At 37.6% G+C, this 23723-nt stretch carries 27 protein-coding genes and 1 tRNA gene; 13 read left to right on the top strand and 15 right to left on the bottom strand.

Annotated elements, in window-relative coordinates:
* Window positions 1-77: 77 nt before the first annotated feature.
* From CCON33237_RS01975 to CCON33237_RS01945, 7 genes are read left to right on the top strand one after another with little or no spacing between them, the layout of a single operon-like run.
* Window positions 78-2270, top strand: a complete 2193-nt coding sequence (locus CCON33237_RS01975) for a hypothetical protein (RefSeq protein WP_054196166.1) — start codon at window positions 78-80, stop codon at window positions 2268-2270.
* Window positions 2267-2713 (top strand): hypothetical protein, encoded by a 447-nt coding sequence (locus CCON33237_RS01970; protein ID WP_054196165.1) that lies wholly within the window; start codon window positions 2267-2269, stop codon window positions 2711-2713. The genes CCON33237_RS01975 and CCON33237_RS01970 overlap by 4 nt, the downstream gene beginning before the upstream one ends.
* A gap of 1 nt (window position 2714) precedes the next feature.
* On the top strand, window positions 2715-3839 hold the full coding sequence (locus CCON33237_RS01965) for a zonular occludens toxin domain-containing protein (RefSeq protein WP_054196164.1): 1125 nt from the start codon (window positions 2715-2717) through the stop codon (window positions 3837-3839).
* Window positions 3787-5052, top strand: coding sequence for a type II secretion system protein GspD (locus tag CCON33237_RS01960; RefSeq protein WP_169748869.1), 1266 nt, complete (start codon window positions 3787-3789; stop codon window positions 5050-5052). The genes CCON33237_RS01965 and CCON33237_RS01960 overlap by 53 nt, the downstream gene beginning before the upstream one ends.
* 51 nt (window positions 5053-5103) lie before the next feature.
* Entirely contained in the window at window positions 5104-6318 is a 1215-nt protein-coding gene (locus CCON33237_RS01955; protein WP_054196162.1) for a replication endonuclease, read from the top strand.
* Window positions 6319-6328: 10 nt separating this feature from the next.
* The gene (locus CCON33237_RS01950; RefSeq protein WP_054196161.1) at window positions 6329-6562 is read left to right on the top strand and encodes a hypothetical protein; all 234 of its coding nucleotides are present in this window, start codon (window positions 6329-6331) and stop codon (window positions 6560-6562) included.
* Complete coding sequence (locus CCON33237_RS01945) at window positions 6562-7455, top strand: tyrosine-type recombinase/integrase (protein WP_054196160.1); 894 nt, start codon at window positions 6562-6564, stop codon at window positions 7453-7455. The genes CCON33237_RS01950 and CCON33237_RS01945 overlap by 1 nt, the downstream gene beginning before the upstream one ends.
* A gap of 67 nt (window positions 7456-7522) precedes the next feature.
* Here CCON33237_RS01945 and CCON33237_RS01940 read toward each other — a convergent pair.
* The 11 genes from CCON33237_RS01940 to CCON33237_RS01895 form a co-directional block, all read right to left on the bottom strand.
* Window positions 7523-7613 (bottom strand) — tRNA-Ser (locus CCON33237_RS01940).
* Between the two features lie 142 nt (window positions 7614-7755).
* A complete protein-coding gene (locus CCON33237_RS01935) occupies window positions 7756-7998 on the bottom strand; it encodes a helix-hairpin-helix domain-containing protein (RefSeq protein WP_054197372.1) in 243 nt (80 codons plus the stop codon).
* Between the two features lie 101 nt (window positions 7999-8099).
* Window positions 8100-8780 (bottom strand): orotidine-5'-phosphate decarboxylase, encoded by a 681-nt coding sequence (gene pyrF / locus CCON33237_RS01930; protein ID WP_054196159.1) that lies wholly within the window; start codon window positions 8778-8780, stop codon window positions 8100-8102.
* The gene (gene nusB / locus CCON33237_RS01925) at window positions 8777-9172 is read right to left on the bottom strand and encodes a transcription antitermination factor NusB (RefSeq protein WP_054196158.1); all 396 of its coding nucleotides are present in this window, start codon (window positions 9170-9172) and stop codon (window positions 8777-8779) included. Before nusB ends, pyrF begins: the two co-directional genes overlap by 4 nt.
* Window position 9173: 1 nt before the next feature.
* Entirely contained in the window at window positions 9174-9644 is a 471-nt protein-coding gene (ribH, locus tag CCON33237_RS01920) for a 6,7-dimethyl-8-ribityllumazine synthase (protein ID WP_054196157.1), read from the bottom strand.
* A 17-nt stretch (window positions 9645-9661) separates the two neighbouring features.
* A complete protein-coding gene (locus CCON33237_RS09820; protein WP_234402262.1) occupies window positions 9662-9832 on the bottom strand; it encodes a hypothetical protein in 171 nt (56 codons plus the stop codon).
* Complete coding sequence (locus CCON33237_RS01915; protein WP_234402263.1) at window positions 9833-10780, bottom strand: cation diffusion facilitator family transporter; 948 nt, start codon at window positions 10778-10780, stop codon at window positions 9833-9835.
* A gap of 9 nt (window positions 10781-10789) precedes the next feature.
* On the bottom strand, window positions 10790-11113 hold the full coding sequence (locus CCON33237_RS01910) for a DMT family transporter (protein ID WP_054196156.1): 324 nt from the start codon (window positions 11111-11113) through the stop codon (window positions 10790-10792).
* Window positions 11110-11439 (bottom strand): DMT family transporter, encoded by a 330-nt coding sequence (locus CCON33237_RS01905; protein ID WP_054196155.1) that lies wholly within the window; start codon window positions 11437-11439, stop codon window positions 11110-11112. Before CCON33237_RS01905 ends, CCON33237_RS01910 begins: the two co-directional genes overlap by 4 nt.
* Entirely contained in the window at window positions 11429-12235 is an 807-nt protein-coding gene (gene kdsA, locus CCON33237_RS01900) for a 3-deoxy-8-phosphooctulonate synthase (protein WP_054196154.1), read from the bottom strand. The genes CCON33237_RS01905 and kdsA overlap by 11 nt, the downstream gene beginning before the upstream one ends.
* A 10-nt stretch (window positions 12236-12245) precedes the next feature.
* Window positions 12246-13136 carry a DMT family transporter gene (locus tag CCON33237_RS01895; RefSeq protein WP_054196153.1) on the bottom strand — a complete coding sequence of 297 codons (891 nt, stop codon included), beginning with the start codon at window positions 13134-13136 and terminating at the stop codon, window positions 12246-12248.
* A gap of 152 nt (window positions 13137-13288) precedes the next feature.
* Between CCON33237_RS01895 and der the strand changes: the two genes are divergently transcribed.
* From der to CCON33237_RS01865, 6 genes are all read left to right on the top strand, one after another.
* Window positions 13289-14674, top strand: a complete 1386-nt coding sequence (der, locus tag CCON33237_RS01890) for a ribosome biogenesis GTPase Der (protein WP_054196152.1) — start codon at window positions 13289-13291, stop codon at window positions 14672-14674.
* Window positions 14658-15179 carry a shikimate kinase gene (locus CCON33237_RS01885; protein ID WP_054196151.1) on the top strand — a complete coding sequence of 174 codons (522 nt, stop codon included), beginning with the start codon at window positions 14658-14660 and terminating at the stop codon, window positions 15177-15179. Before der ends, CCON33237_RS01885 begins: the two co-directional genes overlap by 17 nt.
* A 433-nt stretch (window positions 15180-15612) precedes the next feature.
* Complete coding sequence (gene trpS, locus CCON33237_RS01880; protein ID WP_054196150.1) at window positions 15613-16575, top strand: tryptophan--tRNA ligase; 963 nt, start codon at window positions 15613-15615, stop codon at window positions 16573-16575.
* Between the two features lie 12 nt (window positions 16576-16587).
* The gene (locus tag CCON33237_RS01875) at window positions 16588-17028 is read left to right on the top strand and encodes a hypothetical protein (RefSeq protein ID WP_021090475.1); all 441 of its coding nucleotides are present in this window, start codon (window positions 16588-16590) and stop codon (window positions 17026-17028) included.
* A 9-nt stretch (window positions 17029-17037) separates the two neighbouring features.
* Window positions 17038-18282: a serine--tRNA ligase gene (gene serS / locus CCON33237_RS01870; RefSeq protein WP_054196149.1), complete on the top strand. Its 1245-nt coding sequence runs from the start codon at window positions 17038-17040 to the stop codon at window positions 18280-18282.
* A complete protein-coding gene (locus tag CCON33237_RS01865) occupies window positions 18282-20651 on the top strand; it encodes a tetratricopeptide repeat protein (RefSeq protein ID WP_054196148.1) in 2370 nt (789 codons plus the stop codon). Before serS ends, CCON33237_RS01865 begins: the two co-directional genes overlap by 1 nt.
* Window positions 20652-20684: 33 nt before the next feature.
* Here CCON33237_RS01865 and CCON33237_RS01860 read toward each other — a convergent pair whose 3' ends face one another.
* Genes CCON33237_RS01860 through CCON33237_RS01845 form a run of 4 tightly spaced genes read right to left on the bottom strand, consistent with a single transcriptional unit; the run spans window position 20685 to window position 23722 of the window.
* The gene (locus CCON33237_RS01860) at window positions 20685-21932 is read right to left on the bottom strand and encodes a DUF2920 family protein (protein ID WP_054196147.1); all 1248 of its coding nucleotides are present in this window, start codon (window positions 21930-21932) and stop codon (window positions 20685-20687) included.
* Window positions 21933-21961: 29 nt separating this feature from the next.
* Entirely contained in the window at window positions 21962-22540 is a 579-nt protein-coding gene (locus CCON33237_RS01855; protein ID WP_054196146.1) for a hypothetical protein, read from the bottom strand.
* An 8-nt stretch (window positions 22541-22548) separates the two neighbouring features.
* Window positions 22549-23043 carry a TlpA family protein disulfide reductase gene (locus CCON33237_RS01850; protein WP_021090806.1) on the bottom strand — a complete coding sequence of 165 codons (495 nt, stop codon included), beginning with the start codon at window positions 23041-23043 and terminating at the stop codon, window positions 22549-22551.
* Window positions 23033-23722, bottom strand: coding sequence for an ABC transporter ATP-binding protein (locus CCON33237_RS01845; RefSeq protein ID WP_054196145.1), 690 nt, complete (start codon window positions 23720-23722; stop codon window positions 23033-23035). The genes CCON33237_RS01850 and CCON33237_RS01845 overlap by 11 nt, the downstream gene beginning before the upstream one ends.
* Between the last annotated feature and the right edge of the window lies 1 nt (window position 23723).

Genomic DNA, 23723 nt, shown 5'->3' with positions numbered 1-23723 from the left:
TTTTTCCTGAAAAAATGAAGCGACAACCGAAGGGCGTCAGTAATTTATATGAATAAAAATTTATTTAAGGATTTTATATGAAATTTCTAGTTAGATCTTTCATTTTCTTATCTCTTTTATGCTCTCTTGCTTTTTCTTATAATTGCCCTAGTGGCTTATGTTCGGTTATTCGTGATAAAGACCTTGATAGCTCTTTTAAGCTCGTCGATGGTAAATTTTTAAAAGGTAATAATTATTTTGGCATTAGATCGCCAGAAACTGGCTATTACTATATCTATTCTTTTACAATTACTCAAGAAGCTTATTATTTTTTAGGCTCAAAAACTCCTGGTTTTTATGCTGGGTTTGGCTATGGTTATGTTTATATAGGTGGCGAGCGTAGGACTGGCCGTTTTGGTCAGCGTGGTGGTGGTGGTATTTTTGATTATTTTGTTGCTTCTGATTATCCTAAAGATCCAGTTTTTGATTATTACGATTTTACTGTCTTTGTTTCAAAAGAAGTTGCTAAATGTAAGCTAAATCAAGAATTTAACACCGATACTATGCAATGCGTTGATTCTTGTCCAGTTGGCCAGACTTGGGACGTTGAAAAAAATGCTTGTGTTGATCCTTGCCCTGCTGATCAAATTTTCAATAAAGAAACTGGTAAATGTGAGCCTAAACTAAAACGTCCTGATTGGTGTCCTTCTCCTATGATCTACAATGAAAGAAAGGTGGAGCTTCTTTTGAGAGATGCAACTGTTGAAGAGTGTCTTCCTGATCCTAACATTGATAGGGATAAGTGTAAATCATTTGGCATGGTTTATCATGATTGTGCTGATCTTTATGGTCTTGAATTAACCGCTTGTATGAGTTTCCCTGAAGGTTGTTATACAACTTCTACCCTTTATAAACTTGAAGCCGAGCAACAGCTCGAAAGTGATCTTTTTCTTATGGGCGGTTTTATGATTCCATTGCCTATTAATTCTATAAAAAATGGTCTTACTTCTTTATCTAATTTTTTTAAAGGTTTGTTTGCTAGTGGCTCAAAAGCGCCTAAGATAAATTTATTAGAGTATAGACCCCAAATAGTTGATATTAAAGCTACTAAGGCTGGTCCTGAGCCAGTTTTTGATTTTAAGCCAGTTGATGATTCCGCTATTGCTTTAAATAATACCTTTAGAGAAACTGGCAAGATTGATCCTGCTGCTTCAACTTCATCAAATATTATAAAATCTCCACAAAAACTAGCCGATGTTTCTCCAAATTTAAGAAAATTTGATTTACCAAAAGATGCTTCGGTTTCTAAAATTGAAAACAATACTATTGTTACCGCAAAGCTAAAGGATATGTCTAAGCCTATCCCCACAAAAGAAATAACTGTTCCTAATGAAGTTAAAAATATAAATCTTGATTATGATCTAAATACTATGTTTAAGACTTCTGATAAGCCTACTCCTAATTTGCCGATGACAATTAAGCAAACTAGCAATACTGGCAATAAAGCAACCTACAAAGGTAATATTGTTACGCCTGATCAAAGTATTATAGATGTTGATGTTGTTGAAACTACTACACAGACTGGTTCAAGGGTTCAAGATGTAACTTATTCTTATACTTATAAAACTCCAAAAGGTAGTAGTAAATTTTCAACTGGTTATGTTAATACTATTGGTTCTGATAATAGAGTTAATAATTCTATTCCTAAAGACGGTACGTCAAGTTCAGGTGGTAACTCGTCTAGTCCAGGTAATGGCGGTAGTGGTTCATCTACTACTACGCCTACCCAGCCTTTCCAGTCTATTGATTTAAGCTCTTTAGAGCAAGCTATAAATAGAAATGGTGCTAAGCTTGATGCTATAAACGATACTTTAACCTCTATAAAAAATCAGCAGCTCGAGCAATGGAACTATGAGCCTAATGTTAATACTGCCACTTCTTTTTCTGCACTACAAAGCGAGCTTGCTAAATTTGACGTGTCTGTTAATGACGCTTTTAATTTTTTGAATAATTTTAAAAGCGATATTGACAATTTAATGAATAATTTTAATGAGTCGCTAGAAGTCTTTAAGAATGGTATAGATACTCCAGAAATTCCTAAAGGGACTTGCCCTTTTACTATTAGCGGTCCGACTCCTGGTAGTGAGAAAAATAATTTATTTGTGATCGATCCTTGTCGTATTGTTACCCCTTATAGGTCTATTCTTACGCTATTTTTTACGATTTGGTTTAGCTTTGAGATCATTATGTTTTCTTTGAAATATCTCTTTAGGGTAGGCGGTGAATCATGAAATGGTTAATTGGTGCCGTTGGCGGTTTTATAGTTAATTTTATTGAATTTCTAGTCAAGAAAATTGGTATAAGAAATACTATTTTAGCTTTTGTTGTGCCTATTTATGCTTCTTTTGTAGCTTTTCTTATTGCATTTGCCGGCTATGCCATTTTATTTATTATGAAAATTTGGAATTTACTAAGAGAATATATCCCTAAAATGTTTGATTATGGCTCTAGTGTTAGCGGTTCTTTTGGTGGCTTGCCTAATCAAACTGTTTTAAACTCTTCTATGGAGTTTTTACATCAAAGTGGTCTAGCTTCTGCCTTTTCAACTGCCATTACTTTATTTATATCTATTCTTAGTCTTTTCTTTGCTCTCCAGCTTTATAAGGTAATCTTGTATGTTAGAGCCAACATTACTAAGATCATAACCGATCTATTGACATTAATGAGTAGATAAAATGTTAAGTTTGATTATAGGTCCGCCACGTTCTGGTAAAACTTACAAAGCTGTTCATATAATAAACGATGAATACGAATTACATTTAAAAAATGAATCAAAGTATAGATTTATTTATACTAATATTAACGGCTTAAAATTTGATCATTTTGATGGCTTTGTAAAGCAATATGATAAAAATGATTTTCTTACCGCTGTTAGTCAAGAATATACGCTTAGTTCTCAATATGAAAATGGCTTTTTAGATAATATAGATAATTATGATGAGTATGCTTTAAAAAATGGCATCTATGAAAATTATCATCATTGTTTGATAGTTCTTGATGAAGCTTACAACACCTTTACAAAAACATTTAACGATAGTCTTGGTAGGTTTTTAAGTTATCATGGACATTTTGGCATTGATATTATTTTTTTATTTCAGTCTAAACGTCAGACAAATAGAGAATATTTAGTTCATACTGAATTAATGTATATGGCCCAGCCTAGTGGCAAAAGGCTCTTTAGTAGTCTTTTTAAATATAAGGTTTATAGCACTTCGTCTAATTTTAATTATAATCTTATTCGCTCTGAAAATCTAAAATTTAATCAAAAAGTATCAGATTTATATAGTAGTGGCTCAAAAGAAATTTATAAAAGCTATGCAACTAAAAAGATCTTATTTTTAATAATTTTTATTATAGCTTCTTACGCTATATATAAATTTCTAGAGCCTAAGCATGAGCCAGCTCAATCAACTATTCAAGATACTAGATTTGTTGATTTAAATACTTCTGATTCTAAAAAGCCTAAAACAATTTCAAATAGCGTAGATAATTCAGATATAAACACCACTATTTTTAATAACAATAGAATCTATCTAAGGATAACTTGCTTTCCAAATGGTTGTAAATTTAGAAATTATGCCATTGATTTATCTTTAGATAGCTTCTTAGAACTTCTTTCTTTTTCAAACTGCCATATATTCTTACAAGATAAGAAGTCAGGCAACTACATTGATTATTTTGTTTCTTGCCATGCAGATTTTGAAAGAGTTTTAAAAAGCTTAGAAAATTCATCACAAGGGTTTGCAAATGAAAAATCTCCAAAGACTGATTCTAGTCCTATGCTTCCTACTCTCAAGTAGTTTATCTGCCTTAGAATATCGTAACATTACCTTTAACGATTTCTTGGGCGAGATTAGTTCTATAACTGGCAAAAATATTGTCATTAGTGGTAATGTTGATACTAACTTTGATGTATTTTTACCTACGCTTGATCTAAGCAATACTGATACTTTTTCTAAGTTGCTTAAAGATATTTTAAACGTTAATGGTCTTGATTATTTGATACAAGATAGTGTCTTGTTGATATATAATCCAACTGTTGAAGATAAGCCAGTTTTGAATGACTATATAATCAAATTTAAGCACGTTTCCAAAGAAGATGTTGTATCAGCTCTTTCTTTATTTAGTGAAAATATAAAATACACTGTTTATAGTGATAGGATACTGCTTATTACTACTGAAAGCCAGTATGAGATTATTAATAATCTTATTAATGGGCTAGATACTAGCTATCAATTAAGGCAGCTTAGCTTTACAATTATTAGCACAGATAACACAAAACTTAAAGAAATTGGCCCACGTATAGAATCACTTTTAAATCCACTAGATCATTTTTATTTTAAAATTATTACCAACGTTCTTACAGTCGATAGCACTAAAGTCAATAAAGATTCTGTCACCAGTCTTATAAATTTGCTTAAAGAAAAGGGTGTATCTGATCTACTTTATAATCCTAGAGTTACCCTTATTGATAATAAAGATAGCGTAATTGAGAGCGTTATAAAGACCCCTATTCAAAAATCATCAATCGAAATTCAAAACAACCAAAGAATGACTACGAATCAAGTTGATTATCAAGATGTTGGCTTAAAGCTTTATATTACAAATGTCTTAATTACTAATGATAGCGTTAGCTTTACTTTGGATTTATATATAGAAAATTTGCTTGATGATACATTGACTCCTAGAATTTCTAGTAGGCATCTAAAAACAAATGTATATCTTACTGATTCAAACTCTTTTCTTATTGGCGGTATTAATAGCAAGGAAACAATAAAATCAACAAAAACTATTCCCTTTGTTGAAAATATACCTATTCTTGGCGATATAACTACATATAAGAGCGAAAAGACAACTGATTATAGTTTTAGTATATTTATAACAATGCTTCCGTCTGAAAAAGATATTTTTTCTGAGTTTTATTATGATCCAAAAGATAAACACCTTGCCTTAGAACGCTACCTAACGAGCGCAGCGCGCAACGCAAAAGGGGCCCCACGTAGTGGGGAATGAGCGTGCGCTCTTGGCTATATATAATATAAGTGTGTACCCTAAAGGAATAAGATGTATGGAATTAGTGAAACTGATAAAATCTTTTTAAAAACCAAACTAGAAAATCAAAAGAAATTTCTTGATAGCAATTTCTTTATGATAAATGGCGAGTATGTTCCTTACTCAAATTTTTATTTTTCCAGCTGGCATAACTCTAATAGATACATTGCTGAACTTAATAACCGAGTAGCCAGCCTTAATGATTATGCTCAAAGTCAAGGGTTTTGTCCTATTTTCGCAGTTTTTACCTTGCCTAGTGAGTATCATAAACAAAAGCTTATAACTCTTAAGAGTGGCAAGAAAAAGCTTGTTTATAATAAAAAGTATATCGATGATGAAGATCATAGCGTTAGCGCAGGAGCTAGCAAACTTCAAGCCCTGGTTAGAAGCATTATGAACTCAAAGCATTTTAGAAAAATTTCGCAGTTTCAAAAATGCTATATTACTACTAAAGAGCCACATTTAGACGGAACTTGCCATTTGAATTTGCTTGTTTTTGTTCCTAAAGAAAAAATAAATGATTGTGTTATAGCTATTAAAAGTCGTTTTTTAGATACTCATAGCAGGGTTGAAACTAATATTAAAAATCCAACTTCTTATATTATGAAATACATTTTTAAGACTCTTGATGATCTTCGCCAAAATCCTGATTTAGATAACTTGACCGATATTAGCTACTGGTATTTAAAGCATAAAATTAGACGTTTTACAATGTCAAAAACATTTGTAAGTCTTGAAATTTATAGAAAACTAAACGGCAGTATCGACCTAATATCTCTTACTAAAAATTATAATAAAGGCTTGGTTACTGTTGTCGTTGATCCTGATACCAGGAAGCCTTTAAAAATATTTGATGAATTTGGCGAACTTTGGCAAAAGACTAGAATAATTAAAGATAACAACACTATTAAACGATATGAAGATGCAAGCGATGAGATAAAGAGCTTTGGCAACTCCTTAAAACAAAGGCAAATTTTAAAGCTTTGCGATGAGCTTTTTAAAAGCGATGAAAAGCCTAAACCAATAAGTAGAATGAAAGATTACGAGTTAGTTAATTATTATCAAAGCTTGGGTGGTGATGTAAATGCCCAGCATTTAGCTTATGTTGAAAATTTAATGCTTGATAGAAATTTAGATAATTTTACACGCTATCACAAAAAGCACGATCTTAATGCCCCTGATATTGATAGCTTTGTAAATAGATTTTTGATTTGTAATGAATTTTAAGGAGTATATTATGAAAAAATTATTAGTTGATTGTTCTCACTATCCTTGTTGTTATTTTCCACAATTAGATTTAGGTATTTCTGTAGAAGAATTTCATTTATATAATTATGAAGAATTTGATACTACCTTTTTTGAAACTTATTATTCTTTTTCTAAATATGGGTTATGTGATTTTTCTAGTTTTGATGATCTTCTTGAAGCCTTTGCTAAAAAATTTGATTATGATAGTTTTGAGCATATTTAATGACACTAAATGTTAAATTTAAATACTATGCCGATTTATATCTTAAGCTCGGTAAGTCTGAGTGGAAATTATCGACGTATTGCAAGAATAAAGGCATTGTAAAAAATAGGTTAAATGTTTTCTTTGATTTAGATATTTACGAAATAAAGCCTAGTGTTATTCGTTTATGGCTTAATTCTATACAAGACGTTTCTAATAAAAGTAAAAAACATTATTTGAACTCTTTATCAATGATCTTAAAGCTTGCTCTAGAAGATGAAATAATTGATAAAAATCCTATTATACATATTAAAAGCATAGTCCATAAAACACCAAGAATTGAGCCTTTTACTAGCCAGCAGGTAAATGATATTTTAAGATTATCTACTAGATATAACGATAGATTTCAAATTTTTTTATATATTGGTTTTTTTACTGGCATGCGGACTGGCGAGATATTATCCTTAAAGATGAAAGATGTTGATTTAGAAAATAGGGTTATAAATATTAATTCTACTCGCTCCAGGTTTGGCGAGAATACACCTAAAACAATTTATTCAATTAGAACTATACCTATCTTGGATAATTTGTATAGTAAGCTTAAAAAATATATTGAGAACTATCAAGACAATATTTATCTTTTACAAACGCAATATAATGAACCTTATAGAGATACTGGTGTTTTTACTTCTGATTTTTGGAAGCCTATATTATATGAATTAAATTTGCCATATAGGCGACTTTACAATATGCGTCATACTTATGCTACTTCTATGCTTTATGGTAACTATGTTACTCCAGTAGAGTTATCAAAGCTCTTGGGCCATTCCACTCCTAAAATGATTTACGATGTATATGTAAATTATCTTAATTCAAACTTAAAAGATTTTAAGCGAGATATTTCAATTTATTAATTTGGGTCGTCATAGGGATTTTTTTATTTTATAAATTTGTTGTTAAATGCCGTAATTTAGGGATTTGTGGCGGACAGAGAGGGATTTGAACCCTCGAGCCCCGATTAAGAGCTGCACCCTTAGCAGGGGTGTGGTTTCAGCCGCTCACCCATCTGTCCATAAAAAAGAAATCGCATTATAATTGAATACTGCTGATATCTTGCTTAAATTTGCATTTTCGCGCCTACCACTCTCCCGTAGAAAAATAGCCGAACAAACTACTCAAATTTAAACGACTCGCCGCAAGTCAAATTTCTAAATTTAATCCTTCCAAAGCCACCATTTTAGCTTGGCTTTGTCTGGGTGCGACGTATTTGCATAGTAGCAAACCATACGGTAAACATAGAGGATACACCTATCACTGCCGCGTCCGAGCGCCTTTGTGCGCTCAAACATCTCGTCCGGATCCGCGCCCTTTAACGAAGCAATGTCTGTGTAGCCGAGTGCCAGCAGATCGGCCTGCGTCGCTTCGCCGACATAGGGGATTTTCTTAAAATCACTCAAATTTAGCTCTCCACTTCGCTTTGATGTCGTCTTCACTCAATATTTTGTAAAAATTTTAATATAGAAGCTTTGATTAAAACAACTTTAGACAAACTCAAATATTAAATTTGCTCCAAAATTCGTTCACAAATTTCTCTTGGATTTGCATTTTCATAGATCGGCCTGCCAACGACAATAAAGTCGCTACCCTCTTGCTTTGCACTCACTAAGTTTGCTACTCTTTTTTGATCTCCAGCGCTCTCGCCAAAAGGCCTAACGCCAGGACAAAGCGTAATAAATTTCTCGTTTGTTACATCTTTGATGAGCTTGCTTTCAAAAACAGAGCAGACCATTCCATCAAGCCCTGACTTAAAGCTCATCCGGCTAAATTTTCTAACTGAGCGAGCAAGCGTATCGTTATAAACCATTTCAAATTCACTCTCGTTAAAACTAGTAAGTGCCGACACTGCGAGCACTAAAGGACGGTTGCCAAGACCAGCTAGCCTATCTATAACTGTCTTCATCGCACGCTCGCCAGCACTAGCATGCACATTTATCATATCTACGCCGATTTTTGATACGACTTCAGCCGCGTCTGCCATCGTATTTGGTATGTCATAAAGTTTTAGATCAAGAAAAATTTTAAAACCTTCAATCCCTTTTAGCTCTTCTATAAATTTTGCCCCATCCCTAAGATAGCTTCTAAGTCCCACTTTTAGCCAAAGATCAAGCCCTTTTAGCTCGCGAACAAGGGCTAAATTCTCTTCACGACTAGCCATATCAAGTGCAACACAGAGCCTCACAGATCGCCCTTTAGCTTATCAAGTACGCCATTTATAAATTTTGGTGCCTGATCACTTCCAAGTTCTTTCGCAAGCTCGATCGCTTCGTTTATGATAACTGCTTTATCAGTTTGGCTAAATTTCATTTCATAAAGCCCAAGTCTAAGGATGGCTAGTTCGGTTGCACCAACCTTGCTAAAATCGCCGTCTTTTAGATATGGCTTTAAAATTTCATCTAGTTTTTCTTTATTTGCGAGCACCTCTTTAAAGGTCTGCTGCGCCTCATATTTTCGCTCGTTTCTTATCTTTTTTTCTTCCAAAAATTCCTCTTCAAATGTAGCAGTTACCGGATTTATCTCGTTTGAGTATAGTAGCGAAACGACAGCCTGCCTGACCTGATGACGAGTCGCCATTTTACGCCTCCAAATTTTTATACAAATTTAGCATCTCGATCACGCCCGTCATCGCCTCAAAGCCCTTGTTTCCGGCCTTTGAGCCCGCTCTCTCGATGGCCTGCTCGATGCTATCTACCGTTAGCACGCCAAAGGTCACCGGTTTGCCGTATTTTAGCGTGACGTTTGCGATGCCCTTGGTCGTCTCGGCGCTCACGTAGTCAAAGTGAGGCGTAGAGCCGCGGATCACTGCTCCCACGCAGCAAACGGCGTCAAATTTGCCGCTAGCCAGAGCCTTTTCAAGTGCCATCGGTATCTCAAACGCGCCCGGCACCAAAATGAGGCTCAAATTCACCTCGTCTCCGCCGTGGCGCAAAAACGCGTCCCTCGCGCCCTCTACCAGCCTATCGGTAATGATGTGGTTAAATCTAGCACCTACTATGGCGACCTTCTCGCCGCCTTTTAAAGCCAAATTTCCTTCGATTATTTTCATGTCTGCTCCTTAAATTTCTATCCGTTGTAGTCCGTGTCACGCGTGATGATGACCTTGTAGCTAGGGTAGGCGCTACTTACTTGCGATAAAATTTCGCGGTAGAGCGCCGAGCTATCTGGCGCGTTAAAGTCTATGATGATATCAAACGTGATCGTATTTGTCTCTTTATTTATGTAAAATCCATGCATTTACTTGATAAATTTATGTCCAAAAACTATCTTTTCGACGTTTAGCCTTGTTGCGTTGTCCTCTTTATCAAACGCATAGATGCCAATGGTATCTAAAACTATGTTAAATTTCGCAAAAACTTCGTTTTGTATACGTCTAGTAAGTGCGTCTATCTGCGCAGCGTTCATATCGTACGCCACCTCTATATGCACGCTACCTAGCTTCTTGTCTGGGCCGTAGTCGTTAAAGATAAGGTCATACGCCCCAAGCACGCCATCAAACGAGCGTACACACTGATAAATTTCCGAGCTATCGCCACTAGGCATCCTTGCGCCTAAAATTTTATCTATCGCGTCACGTAAAATTTCAAGTGCCGCCTTGATAAGAAGTAGCGATATGATCACACCAAGATATGCCTCAAGGCTAACGCCAAAAAATACAAAAACCAAAGCCGCCAAAAGCGTACCAAGCGAGATGAGAGCGTCAAATTTTGCCTCCACTCCGCTTGCTATGAGCGAGTCAGAATTTACCTTTTGACCGACTTTTTGTGTGTAAAGCCCAAGTGCAAATTTGACTGCTACCAAAATGGCTATCAGTGCGAGCAAGACAGTGTCGTAGTTTGGGGTGCTTGGCGAGATGATCTTTTTGGCCGACTCGACCACGGACGTGCCGCCTGTATAAAGTATGATCACGCCTATAACGATAGCCGTTAGGTACTCCACTCTGCCGTAGCCAAATGGATGCTCCTTGTCAGGGCTTTTCCCGGCTATTTTTATGCCGACAATGGTAATGACCGACGAGAGAGCGTCGCTTAGGTTATTTACCGCATCTAAAATGATAGCGATCGAGCCACTAGCAAAGCCCACTACCGCCTTCATAGCCGCTAAAATGGCATTTGTCACTATGCCTATGAGGCCTGTTTTTACGATGGATTTATCTCGCGACGTGACCTGCTCTACTACCTCCAAATTTGTCCCTTAGATTATTTTTAACATTACCGCGCTTAGCGTTATTAGCGATAGATAAAACGCCTTTTGCGCGCTCATTTTTTCGCCGTTAAAAATCACTCCGACGCCCACGGCCCCGACCGCTCCGATACCGGTCCAAATCGCGTAAGCCACAGACATCGCCATCGCCTGCATCGCGTAGCCCAAAAGCCAGAGCGAAATGGCAAAATTTGCAACTAAAATCAAAAAATTCGCCGCCTTTTTCACGCCGAAGCTTTTTTGAAATTTGGTTAGAAAAAATACGCCCGAGACTTCGCAACACCCGGCCGCCAAAAGAGCCAAAACATGCGTCAAGATTTTAGCCTTTTTAACCCCAGCACGCCCGCGATCAGCGTCGCTATGAAAAATAGCCGCAAGAGATCTGGCGTCTGGCCGCTTGAGCTGTATTCGCTAACGCTTTCGGCGACCACGATAAAAAACGCTCCAAATCCCACAAATACGGTATATGCAACGCTAACGGGCAAGTATTTCATAGCCTTCATAAACGATACGAAGCTAACGCAGACTAACGCGGCAGTAAGCGCGAATCCTACGGCATCTTGGGCCTGTTTTAGCCCATACGCCCAGCCGCACTCGGCGACCGCGCCGCCTAGCACCCACAAAAAGCCCTTAGTTTGCATCGCCTAAGGCGTCTTTTATCTTAAAAATTTGAGCGATATTTGCGTTTAGCTCGTCCAAATTTAACATATTCGGCCCGTCGCAAAGCGCCTCGCAAGGATTTACGTGCGTCTCGTAAAAAAATCCATCCACGCCGGCAGCTGCCGCAGCTCGCGCTAGATAAGGCACGAATCTCGCGTCCCCGCCGCTTTTTTCGCCAAGAGCGCTTGGCATTTGTACGCTGTGAGTAGCGTCGAAAATCACGGGCGCGTATTCGCGCATGAGCACCAAATTTCGCATATCTACGACTAAATTTCCGTAGCCAAAGGTACTTCCACGCTCCGTTAGCCACACTCCGTTTTGCTTAGCAACCTCGTATCCATCGCCGCTCACGCCGCGCGTTTCTAGCACTTTTTTAACAGAATGCTTCATAGCTGACGCCGCTAAAAACTGCCCTTTTTTGATATTTACCACGGCTTTTGTCTTAGCCGCAGCCACGAGCAGATCGGTCTGGCGGCACAAAAACGCTGGGATTTGCAGCACGTCGGCCACTTCGCCAACAGGCCCAGCCTGATAACTCTCGTGGATATCGGTTAAAATTTTAAAACCGAATTCCTTTTTTACCTTGGCTAAAATTTCGCACCCTTTTTCAAGTCCGGGCCCGCGAAATGAGCTTATGCTCGTGCGATTTGCCTTGTCAAAGCTTGATTTGAAATAAAAATCTATCCGCTTATCTTCGTTAAATTTAACCAGCCTTTTTGCCACGTCAAAAACGAGCTGTTCGCTCTCGATGACGCAAGGCCCTGCTATTAATATCATTTTTTCTCCTTTATTTTTCTCTAACAACTAAAATTCCACTAACCACGACAAGTATGATGCCTACAAGCGCTAGGTGATTTGGTAACGCATCGCCCATAAAATAGCCAATAATAAGTGTAAAAATAACATCCGCGTAGCTAACTGCAGCGATCACTCCAGCCTTTTTACCAACAGCGAACGCCTTTGTCATGTACGACTGAAAAAAATATCCACTAAGCCCCATTAGCAAGATAAAAACAACGTTATACCAGCTTGGCATGCTAAATTTTGAAAATAAAAAATCAAGTGGCTCGTAGGTGAAAAATTCTGCCAAACCCATGCAAATAAGTGGCAAAAACGAGCCCCAAAGCATAAAACTTAGCACGATAACATTTGTACCGTAACTCTTGTTTAGCTCCTTTACGCTTGTGTATGCGATCGCCGCACCAAGGCCGCTCCAAACACCGATAATATCAGTCTTGCTTATGCCTAAATTTGGCTGGATAACAAGCAAAATTCCACCAAATCCCAAAAATACAGCAAACCAGCCAAGTGAGCTTAGACGCTCTTTGAAAATAAAGGCTGCGAGGATGGCTGTAAAGATTGGATTTGTCTTTTGAAATGTAAAGGCTGTGGCCAAATTTACATGAGCGACATTGTAAAAAAAAGCAAAAAGTGCGACCGTGCCGACAAAGCCACGAAACATTAACAAAAAAAAGTGTCCACCAGCTTGCTTAAATGGAAATCTATAAATGGCATAAATGACGATAAAAAGGCCTATTAAATTTCTAAAAAATACAACTTCGATAGATGGCATATCCTTGCTAAGATACTTTGCAAATGCGCCAGTAACAGCAAACATAAAGCAAGCAAAGAGCATATAAAAAATGCCAAGATGCGAAATATAAAACCTTTTTAACATCACATGACCTTTAAAATTAAAGTAGCCATTTTAATGAAAAGTGGCTTAAATTTTGGTTGATTTTTTCTTTTATTTTGGCGCTTTTAAGCAAATTTTTATACTTTATATAAGAGAAAAATTTGTATAATCAGCCATCACGAAAAGGACAAAATTTGCAAAAAGTAATATTAGTAGGCAAGCCAAATGTCGGCAAAAGCTCACTTTTTAACCGCTTAGCTGGTCGTCGTATCGCTATAACAAGCGATGTTAGCGGCACGACAAGAGATACGAACAAAGCTAAGATCGAGGTTGAGGGCAAAGAGTGCATTTTAATCGACAGCGGTGGCCTTGATGATAGTAGCGAGCTTTTTAAAAACGTAAAAGCAAAGACCTTAGCAGAGGCTAGAAATTCAGACGTTATCTTGTATATGGTCGATGGCAAAAGGATGCCAGATGACGAGGATAGAGCCATTTTTTACGAGCTTAACAAGCTAAATTTACCAATCGCTCTAGTCATCAACAAAATCGACAGCAAAAAAGATGAGCAAAGGGAGTGGGAATTTATAAGCTTTGGCGCGAAAAACACCTTTGGAATTTCAGTAAGCCACAACACTGGCGTTGATGAGCTTAGCATGTGGCTAGCAAAGCACATAGAAGATAAAGTGCAGATAAAGGCTGACACGAGTGAAGATTTTGAGGATTTTTTAGAAAACTATAACGACGAGGGCGAGCTAAGCGACGAGATAGACTATGAGAACAAAAACATAAGAGTGGGCATCATAGGCCGCGTAAATGTCGGCAAAAGCTCACTTCTAAACGCTCTTGTAAAAGAGAGTCGCGCTGTCGTTAGCGACGTGGCAGGCACTACGATCGACCCAGTCAATGAAATTTACGAGCATGATGGCAGAGTTTTTGAGTTTGTTGATACTGCAGGTATTAGAAAGCGTGGCAAGATCGAAGGCATCGAGAGATACGCGCTAAATAGAACTGAGAAAATTTTAGAAGAGACAGACGTAGCTCTACTCGTACTTGATAGCTCTGAGCCACTAACTGAGCTTGATGAGCGTATCGCTGGCATCGCTTCGAAATTTGAGCTTGGCGTCATCATCGTGCTAAACAAATGGGACAAAAGTAGCGAAGAATTTGACGAGCTTTGCAAGGAGATAAAAGATAGGTTTAAATTCTTAGCATATGCGCCGATAATTAGCGTCTCGGCACTTGGTGGCAAAAGAGTACATAAAATTTATCCGCTAATAGTTGAAATTTATAAAAACTACACTCAAAAAATCCAAACTTCAAAGCTAAATGAGGTGATCGGCGAAGCGACCAAGGCACACCCTCTGCCACGAGATAAAGGCAGAGTTGTGAAAATTTACTACGCAGTGCAGTTTAAGACAGCACCTATCATGATAGCGCTCATAATGAACCGCCCAAAATGCTTGCACTTTAGCTACAAACGCTACCTAACAAACAAGCTTAGAGAGAGCTTTAGCCTAGCTGGCGTGCCTATCGTGCTAATCCCTAAAAAACGTGGAGAGAGCGATGAAAACAAAGAATAATAATATCGTTTTGATAGGATTTATGGGCGTTGGCAAGGGCACGACTGCAAGGGCGTTAAGCAAGGCGTTAAAGACAATGAACCTTGACTGCGACGACCTACTGGAGAGCTCACAAAACATGAAGATAAAGGCTATCTTTGAAGAGTACGGAGAGGAGCATTTTAGGCAGCTTGAAAAGGATCTGGCTAAATTTCTAGCAACAAATGTCAAAAATGCAATCATCTCAACTGGCGGAGGCTTTGCGAAGGTTAAAAATTTAAAGAAAATTGGCACCGTGATCTATCTAAAAGCTAGTTTTGATGCGATCATGCAAAGGCTAAAAAATAGCAAAAATAGCGAGAAAAAACTCGCTAAACGTCCGCTTTTAAGTGATCTAAAAAGAGCTGAGGCGTTACATCTGGAGCGAGAGGAGCTTTATGAGAAAAAGGCTGATTACATCGTCGAAGTCGAGGGCAAAACTCCAAAGCAAATCGTAAAAGAGATAAGGATGCTTTTAAAAATTTAATTGTAAAGTGGTAAGGCCCGCTTGCAACGATAAATTTTAAGATCAGGCTAGATGGCTATCTCGCGTGGTGTTAAAATTTGAAATGTTTGAGCTAAATTTAACGTTTTGTAGTTAGAAATTTTGGCAAAATGTTTGAGGAGAATTTAAATACTGCGCAGTCAAATTTTAATCAAAGCTAGGCATTTAGCCTGCTAAGCTAAATTTTAAGATTAGATTAGATACAAAAACTCTAATGTAACGTTAAAATTTAAAAAGTATTTTTGGCGAAGTATCGTGAGATGATTTTTTGCTTCTCTTTGTTCGCAACGCTAAAGCGACGAGAGTTGTGTAGAAATTTTAAGCCGAGGCTAGACACATAGTCTGCCGAAAGCTTAAAATTTCAAATCTCTATCAAAAGCGTTCACGAGAAAAAGCCAAAATTTGAAAGGATAAGATGAGAGTATTAACCGGCCTCCAACCCTCCGGCAAACTACACCTTGGCAACTACTTTGCCTCGATAAAGCAGATGGTTGATATGCAAGAGCAAAATGAGATGTTTATGTTTATAGCAAACTACCACGCGATGACGAGCCTTAGCGAGGCCAGAGCCCTAAAGCAAAATACTTTTGAGGCTGCGTGTGCGTTTTTGGCACTTGGGATCGATCCAAACAAAAGCATATTTTGGGTGCAAAGTGACGTTAAAGACGTGCTTGAGCTTTACTGGGTACTAAGTCAGCACACGCCTATGGGCCTACTTGAGCGCGCGCATAGTTACAAAGATAAAGTCGCAAAAGGTCTTAGCTCGCACCACGGACTCTTTAGCTATCCAGTTTTGATGGCAGCTGACATTTTGCTTTATAATGCGCAGATCGTACCCGTGGGCAAAGACCAGATCCAGCACGTAGAAATCGCACGTGATATTGCGATAAAATTTAACAACGAACATGGAGAAATTTTTACATTGCCTGAGGCGAAGATCGATGAAAATGTTGCCACCGTGCCTGGCACAAACGGTGAAAAGATGAGCAAAAGCTATGGCAATACAATCGACATCTTTGCCGATGCCAAAACGCTTAAAAAGCAAATTTCTAGCATCGTGACAGACGGCACGCCACTTGAAGAGCCAAAGCAGTGGCAAAACTGCAACGTATATAATATAGCCAAACTTTTCTTAGACGAGAGTGGGCAAAAAGAGCTTCAAGCTAGATATGAGCGTGGTGGCGAGGGTCATGGGCACTTTAAAGCTTATCTAAATGAGCTTATTTGGGACTATTTTAAAGATGCGAGAGAGAAATTTGAGCATTATCAAAATAATCCTGGCGAAGTGTCTGGAATTTTAGAAATAGGAGCCAAAAAGGCAAGTAATGTTGCTCAAACAACAATAAAAAAAGTTCGTGAAGCAGTCGGAATTTATTAATAAAGGAAAAATATGCAAAATTTATATCCATACGCACAGATAGTTCATCTTTTCTGTGCAATCATCTTTGTTGGTTACCTCTTTTTTGATGTAATCATTTTTAAGGCAGCTTGTAAAAAAATGCCACCTGAGCTTGCTCAAAAGGCAAAACAAGCTATCGGTTCAGTTGCTATTAAGATAATGCCACTTTGTATCTTGCTTTTGGTATTAACTGGAGGCATGATGATGAGTAACTGGGTCGGATCAAAGGCTGGAGGCTACTTTGAGACAAATTTACAAATCATTTTTATGATCAAATTTTTCTTAGCGATGCTAATCGTAGCTGCAGTTATAACAAATTTGAGCTGCAAATTTATATTTAAACGCCCTAGCCCACTTGGCAACATACATCCATTTGCGCTAACAGCGGCAGTTTTTATCGTACTTTTTGCAAAAGTTATGTTTATGGTTTAAGGATATAGGATGATAAATTTAAAACTACTCGAGACAAATTACGATGAATTTGTAAAAAAGCTTGAGGGCAAAAATGTAAAAGCTGGGCTACTTGACGAGCTTTTACAAACTTTTAACGAGCTAAAACAAAAACGTAAAGCACTTGAAAATTTCCAAGCGATCCAAAACGCAAAGAGCAAAGAGCTTGGCATAAAGGCAAGAGCTGGCGAAGATGTAAGCGAGCTTAAAAATGAGCTAAATTTAAATAAAACCGCCCTTGCTGACGCTGAAAATATTGTAAAAAGCTACGAAGAAAAATTAGAGCAAATTTCATTTAATGTGCCAAATATCACCGATGATGACGTACCTTTTGGCAAAGACGAAGATGACAATGTCTGCATCAAAACGGTGCTTGAGCCACGTAAATTTGACTTTAGTCCAAAAGAACACTGGGAACTAGGCGAGAGTCTTGGTTGGCTTGACTTTGAAAGAGGTGCAAAACTCTCTGGATCACGCTTTACCGTGCTTCGTGGTATGGGAGCAAGGCTAAGTAGAGCACTTGTAAACTACATGATCGATTTTAACAGTGCTCGTGGATTTGAGCTTGTAAATGTGCCGTATCTTGTAAACTCGAACACGCTTTTTGGCACCGGTCAGCTTCCAAAATTTGAAGATGATCTTTACAAAGTGCGCAATGAGGATCTTTACCTCATCCCAACTAGCGAAGTGCCTGTGACAAATCTATACAATGACACGATCATTGAAGCTGAGCAGTTACCTATAAAGATGACTTGCTACTCAGCATGCTTCCGCCAAGAGGCAGGCTCAGCAGGACGTGACACTAGAGGTATGATCCGCCAGCACCAGTTTGAAAAGGTCGAGCTAGTAAGTATCACAAGACCTGATCAAAGCGAAGACGTGCTAAATGAAATGGTAGCGTGTGCGAGCGATCTACTAACTAGCCTTGGGCTTCCTCACCGCCATATGCTTCTTTGCAGTGGTGACCTAGGCTTTAGCGCGGCAAAGACGATAGACCTTGAGGTTTGGTTGCCTGGTCAAGGTAAATATAGAGAGATTAGCTCTATTTCCAACACTCGTGATTTTCAAGCAAGGCGTGCAAAAATTCGCTTTAAAGATGGCAAGAAAAATATGCTTGTAAATACGCTAAATGGCTCAAGTCTAGCTGTGGGTAGGACTCTTATTGCCATTATGGAAAACTATCAAAAGGCAGATGGTACTATCGAAATTCCAGAAGTTCTTAAAAGGTATATGTAGTGGCTGAAGAAGAGGTTGTAGTTTTAAAACCACCTGGCGAGCAAGCAGAGCAAGCGCCTGAAGAGGCAAAAGCCGAAGCGCCTGAAGAGATCGTCTCACTTGAGAGTATCGCAAGTGAAGGTGTGCTACAAGATGAGAGCATCCCAGAGCCAATCCCTGTAAAAAAGAGCAATAAAAAGCTCTTTATAATAGCAGGTATGGTCGCTCTAGTACTTATCATCTTGATAGTGGTTTTGCTAGTTATCTTGCTAAAGAAAGACAAAAAAGAGAACATAGATACTGCAAGTATCGTAAAAAATATAGAAAATAACTACCAAACGCAAAATTTTGGCGCTTCAAAGATCGATGAAATGATAAATAAAGCCAATCAGCTTTATGAGCGTGGCAATAAATTTGAGGCTCTAAAAATTTATGAAAACGTAGCTGTTTATAACCAGTCTCTCTCAAACTACAACCTCGGTGTTTCGCAGATGAAACAAGAAAGATGTGATGAGGCGATCGTATCTTTTAACAAAGCTATAACCGATAGAGAAAACACAGCAGTTAGCGCCATAAATGCTGCCGTTTGCTCACTTGAGCTAAATAACACTAAAAATTTTAACTACTATATAGGACTTGCTGACTCATTTTTGCAGTATGAAAACAACTCGCCACTTTATAGCTATTACTACGCGCTTATAAACTACTATAAAGGCAACTATTACGAGGCACTTCAAGCACTTTCTCATCCAAATACTGCAGATTATAAAAACGAATATGCATATTTAAGTGCAAAAATTTTATCACTTCTTGGAGATGATGAAAGAGCAATAGCCAAACTTGAGAGCCAAAAAGCATTTAAGGCCGACTTCACGCTAGCTCAACTTTACGCAAGACTTGGCAAATATGACAAGGCAAGGGATTATTTAACAAAAGCTTCTAAAAATACGCCAAATATCGATCTTATCAAGATGACTGAGGCGCTAATTGATCTAAAAACTGCTGACTACGGCGACGCAGCTGCATTTATCAAAGATGTTTACGACTACAATGCTTTTTTGCCAAGCAAAATTTACAAGATAAAAACGATACTAAAGCCTGATCTTTTTGATGTCAGCCTAGCTCAGGCACACTTTAGCGATGATATGTTTTTTGATAGAACAAGGCGCTATGAGACGCTTTTTTACTTCGCGCCTTACAAGGTCTTTGATGCAAAACAGAGCATCGAGCAGATAAGAAAAGGCGGTGTTAGCGTCTTTTTAGACGATACATCAGCAGCAAATGACTATCTTAGCCAAAGTGCAGCTGCTTCAAAAGTAAATGCAAAACTTAGCGAAGCTATTGCAAAAGCACTAAGCTACCGCTTAAAAGAAGCAAATAAAGAGTTTGAAGAGCTAGCTAGTACTTATCCAAATCACTCTATCTTGCAATACAACCTTGCTCTAAGCTACGCTCAGCTTGGAAATTTTAGCCTTGCTGCAAAGCACTTCATAGCAAGCTATCACCAGGACGTAAATAACCATCTTGCAGGTATTTTTGGGGCGATTTGTCTAGATATAAATAGAAATTTAAATCCAAAACTCATCGAGGAGATCGGTGAAAATTTAGAAAACGATAAGAGTTTAAAGCCTGTAAATTTATATGCCTCGCTTCTAAGCCTGGTTAGCGGCAACCAAAGTGCGATGATAAGATGGCTTGAAGAGCCAAAAGAGCAGACAATGCTAAATTTAGCCTTTGATATCATCATCGCAAAAACAACAAACAATGATGAGCTAATGGTAAAAAAAGCTGATGAGCTACTAAAAATTTTGCCAAATGATATTATTGCAAATATCTTAAATTTCATTTCTAAAAACAAAGAGCAAAATGTCAAAGAGTATGCAAAAGCGATACAAATTCACTTTAATGGCAAGCAGCTTGATTCAAACGCTTTCTATCACGGCGCTGACATCATCAAAAAGCAATACATCAAGCTACTTCAAATTTCAGGTTTACTTACAAGAGAGCGTGATAAGTTAAGAGCTGAGCTAAAAAATACTCCAAAGAATATAAATTTAATCCAAACTCTGGCCTATGTCGATATCTTTACAAACGACTTTGATGAAAGCTATAAACTTTATAATCAGGCAATCGATGAGTTTAAAGTAAATGACGCTAGCACATTGTTTTTAGCATCTGTGGCCGCGATAGGAGCTGGAAAAGTATCAAACGCAATCGCACTTTTAGAGCTAACAAAACTAAATGATGCTAGTGCTATCGAAAATAGAATAGCTCTTGGCCTAATGTATCAGCAGATAGATAATATAAAAGCAGCTCTTATACAATACAGCAAAATAGGAAATGTTGAGTATGAAAGCGAATTTTACGACTTTGAGATAGATAATGACTGATAAAAACTAGGTCTTTATGGGCCTAGTTAAATACTAAGCAATATCTAAAATTTCAAGATTTATTTGATCTAAGACTTCACTAAATTTATAGATCGTATCGCCGCATTTATACTCAATACTCTTGCTGCTCTTTTTGTTTTTTTGAGATAAAATTTTCTCCATCATACTGGGAAGCTCTTTTTGTAAAAGTAGTTTATAAGACATCCCCATTCCATGCGTTAGAGACTTTATAAATTTGCCATCAACCTCACTCTCATCTTTTATCATATGTAATGTTGCATTAAATTTAAGCTTCTTAAGAGCCTCGTAGAGCTCGATTTTATCCTTTGCTGGAGCTATTTCTTTATCGCAAATACAGTGATAGCTCACGTAAATTGGCTTTTTATAGCTGCTTTGAACATTTAAATGATCTAAATTTAGGATGTTTCTTATTTCCTTTCTTGCGTCACTAAAATAATACGGTGAACTTTTATTAAGAGTCCAATAAGTTTTATCACAGAAGTAAAGATTTAAATTTTTATATAAAACTCTGGTGCCACAGCCAGCAAATCTAGTAAAGTCAATCTCTTTACCAAAACCAATAAGTCGCCACAAAAATATAGCATAAGAGCTATTATCTATCACGGCATCAACTAGCCATGGAGCAATCTTAGCACACATGTGTGCCAAATATCCACCATGTGAGCTACCTACCATTATGACTGGTAGATACTCAAACTTACCATTATTTATATATTTTTTTGTATAAAGTAGAGCATTTAGCACGTCTAGTGCTTGCATAAGACCAAAATTTTGATATTCGTTTTTTATTGGCATCATAGTCATGCTAATATCTAAGCTAAAATCACATGGCAAGACTCCACTCTCTTTTTGCATAGTAATCTCTTCGCTAAGGCTTTTAAGCAAAACACAAGTTTTATCATAATTATTAACTATTTTTAAATCAATAGGTAATGTTATACCAATCTTTGCTAGCTCCCTTATTAATATTGATCGATCTATATCATCAAGCCCAAATTTCGCCCCAAGCTGTGGGCGGTTGCCTATGCAGTGATAATCCACACTAATGCATGCAACATCATAAGTCTCTGCCATAGTCCGAATAAGATTAGCTCTATATCCAAGGTCAGAGTCTTCTCCAAGCCCAGGGATAATCACCAAAAGGGCTTTTGCATCCTTGGCATCGTCATAACAGGAATAAAAGGAGAGAGGAGAGCTTCTTTTTATACCAAGTTCAATATCATCACAAGATGAAATTTCATAGCTTCCATCAACTAGCATTTAAATCCTTTTAAATTTGCTAATTTCTCCTATTTTTGCGAGACGTTATAAAAAAAGCTAACGATCTGTTTTGCTAGGCGTTCTTTAAAAAACGGCCAGATATAGCTTGGCGAATAGACATTACCAGCTTGCATAAGCGAGATATTTGTCGCCTTTTCGCCACCATTTTTTAGACGCACTAGCACGCTTACTTGCATGTGATAAGTGTAGCTATTTGTACTAAAGTCATCATCATCGTAATAGCCAAATGGGAAAAACATCGAGTAGCCAAAGCCAAAGCTTGGTCTACCAAAGCCATATCCCATTCCCATCGAAAATCTAGGATCTCTTTTGATTATCCTAGAAAAGCTTTGCACATCGCCAAGGATGATGAAGTCGGCATTTTTGATATTTGGTTCGTTTCTAAAGCCAGCCTTTGCAAATTCGCTTAAAATTTCAGCATTTACATCTTGCCCGGTCGCACTATTTTTAAAATTTACATAAACGCTTTTATTTGCTTCATTAAGCGTAAAAAATATAGGCTCACTCGTTTTGACCGAGATATTTGGAGTGCTGTTAGCACATCCAACAAAAAATGCCGCTAAGACAAATAAAAATAAATTTTTCATATTCACTCCTACAAGAGCGATCTTATAGCACTTTCAAGTACGCTTTTTGGTGTAAGACCGATAAATTTTGATCGCATCTTACCATCTTTATCAAAAAAATAGATAACTGGCACGCCCATGACGCCACCAACTGCCTTGCTAAAGTAATCAACTGAAACCTTATCGCTCGTAGTTTTAAAGGTAATGTTGTGCTCTTTTAAAAGCTCAATATCTTTATCAAAGCCTTTACTAGGTCCTAAAACACCAATGAATTGAACCTCTTTACCATACTCTTTTTCAAGTGTATTTAGATCAGGTATAGCGGCCTTGCACACTCCACAGTCCGTACCAAAGAAAAATAGCATATATGGCTTATCGCCTATCTTTAGCCTCTTTTCTGTTGGAAAAAACTGCGTATCAATGCCGCTTGAGTCATTTAGCGTGATATGATGCTTTTCGTACTGCTTGACGCAGCCCATAACTAGGGCTGAGACTAGACATAAAAATAAAATTTTATATCTCATTTGGTACCTTTGGATTTTCAATAGTGCGAATTTTTTCTAGCTTACCATGTCTTAGATAGACGATCTTATCGCCATACTCGCCAAGATCAGGGTTGTGAGTTACTAGAAGAATAGTTTTTCCATCTTTCCTTAGCTTGCAAAATAGATCAAGTATAACTCTTTCATTTGCTTCATCAAGGTTACCAGTTGGCTCATCTGCTATTAAAATTTCAGGATCGTTTATGAGCGAGCGCGCGATACAAAGGCGTTGTTGCTCACCACCACTTAGCTGACTTGGTCTGTGCGTTAGCCTATGTGAAAGACCAACTGCCTCGAGTGCCTTTTTAGCGTCCTCTTCATCAACTGAGCTGTGATAGTACTGAGCGATCATCACGTTTTCAAGCGCACTAAGATATGGTACTAAGTGAAACTGCTGAAAAATAAGACCGATCTTTTCACGTCTAAATTTAAGTGTATCATCAGCATTTAGATTGCTCGCGTCATCCCCACCGAGCATATAAGTACCACTGCTTGGAGTATCCATTAGAGAAAGGATATTTACAAGCGTACTCTTACCACTACCACTTGGTCCCATTACGCTGACCCACTCACCTTTTTTAACCTCAAAATTTATATCATCAAGTGCTTTAACATCGCCAAAAATTTTACAAATATTTTTTAATTCTAGTGCATTTTGCATA

Source organism: Campylobacter concisus (genome assembly GCF_001298465.1).
Taxonomy (GTDB): Bacteria; Campylobacterota; Campylobacteria; order Campylobacterales; family Campylobacteraceae; genus Campylobacter_A; species Campylobacter_A concisus.
This window is presented reverse-complemented; position numbering and strand designations above follow the sequence as displayed.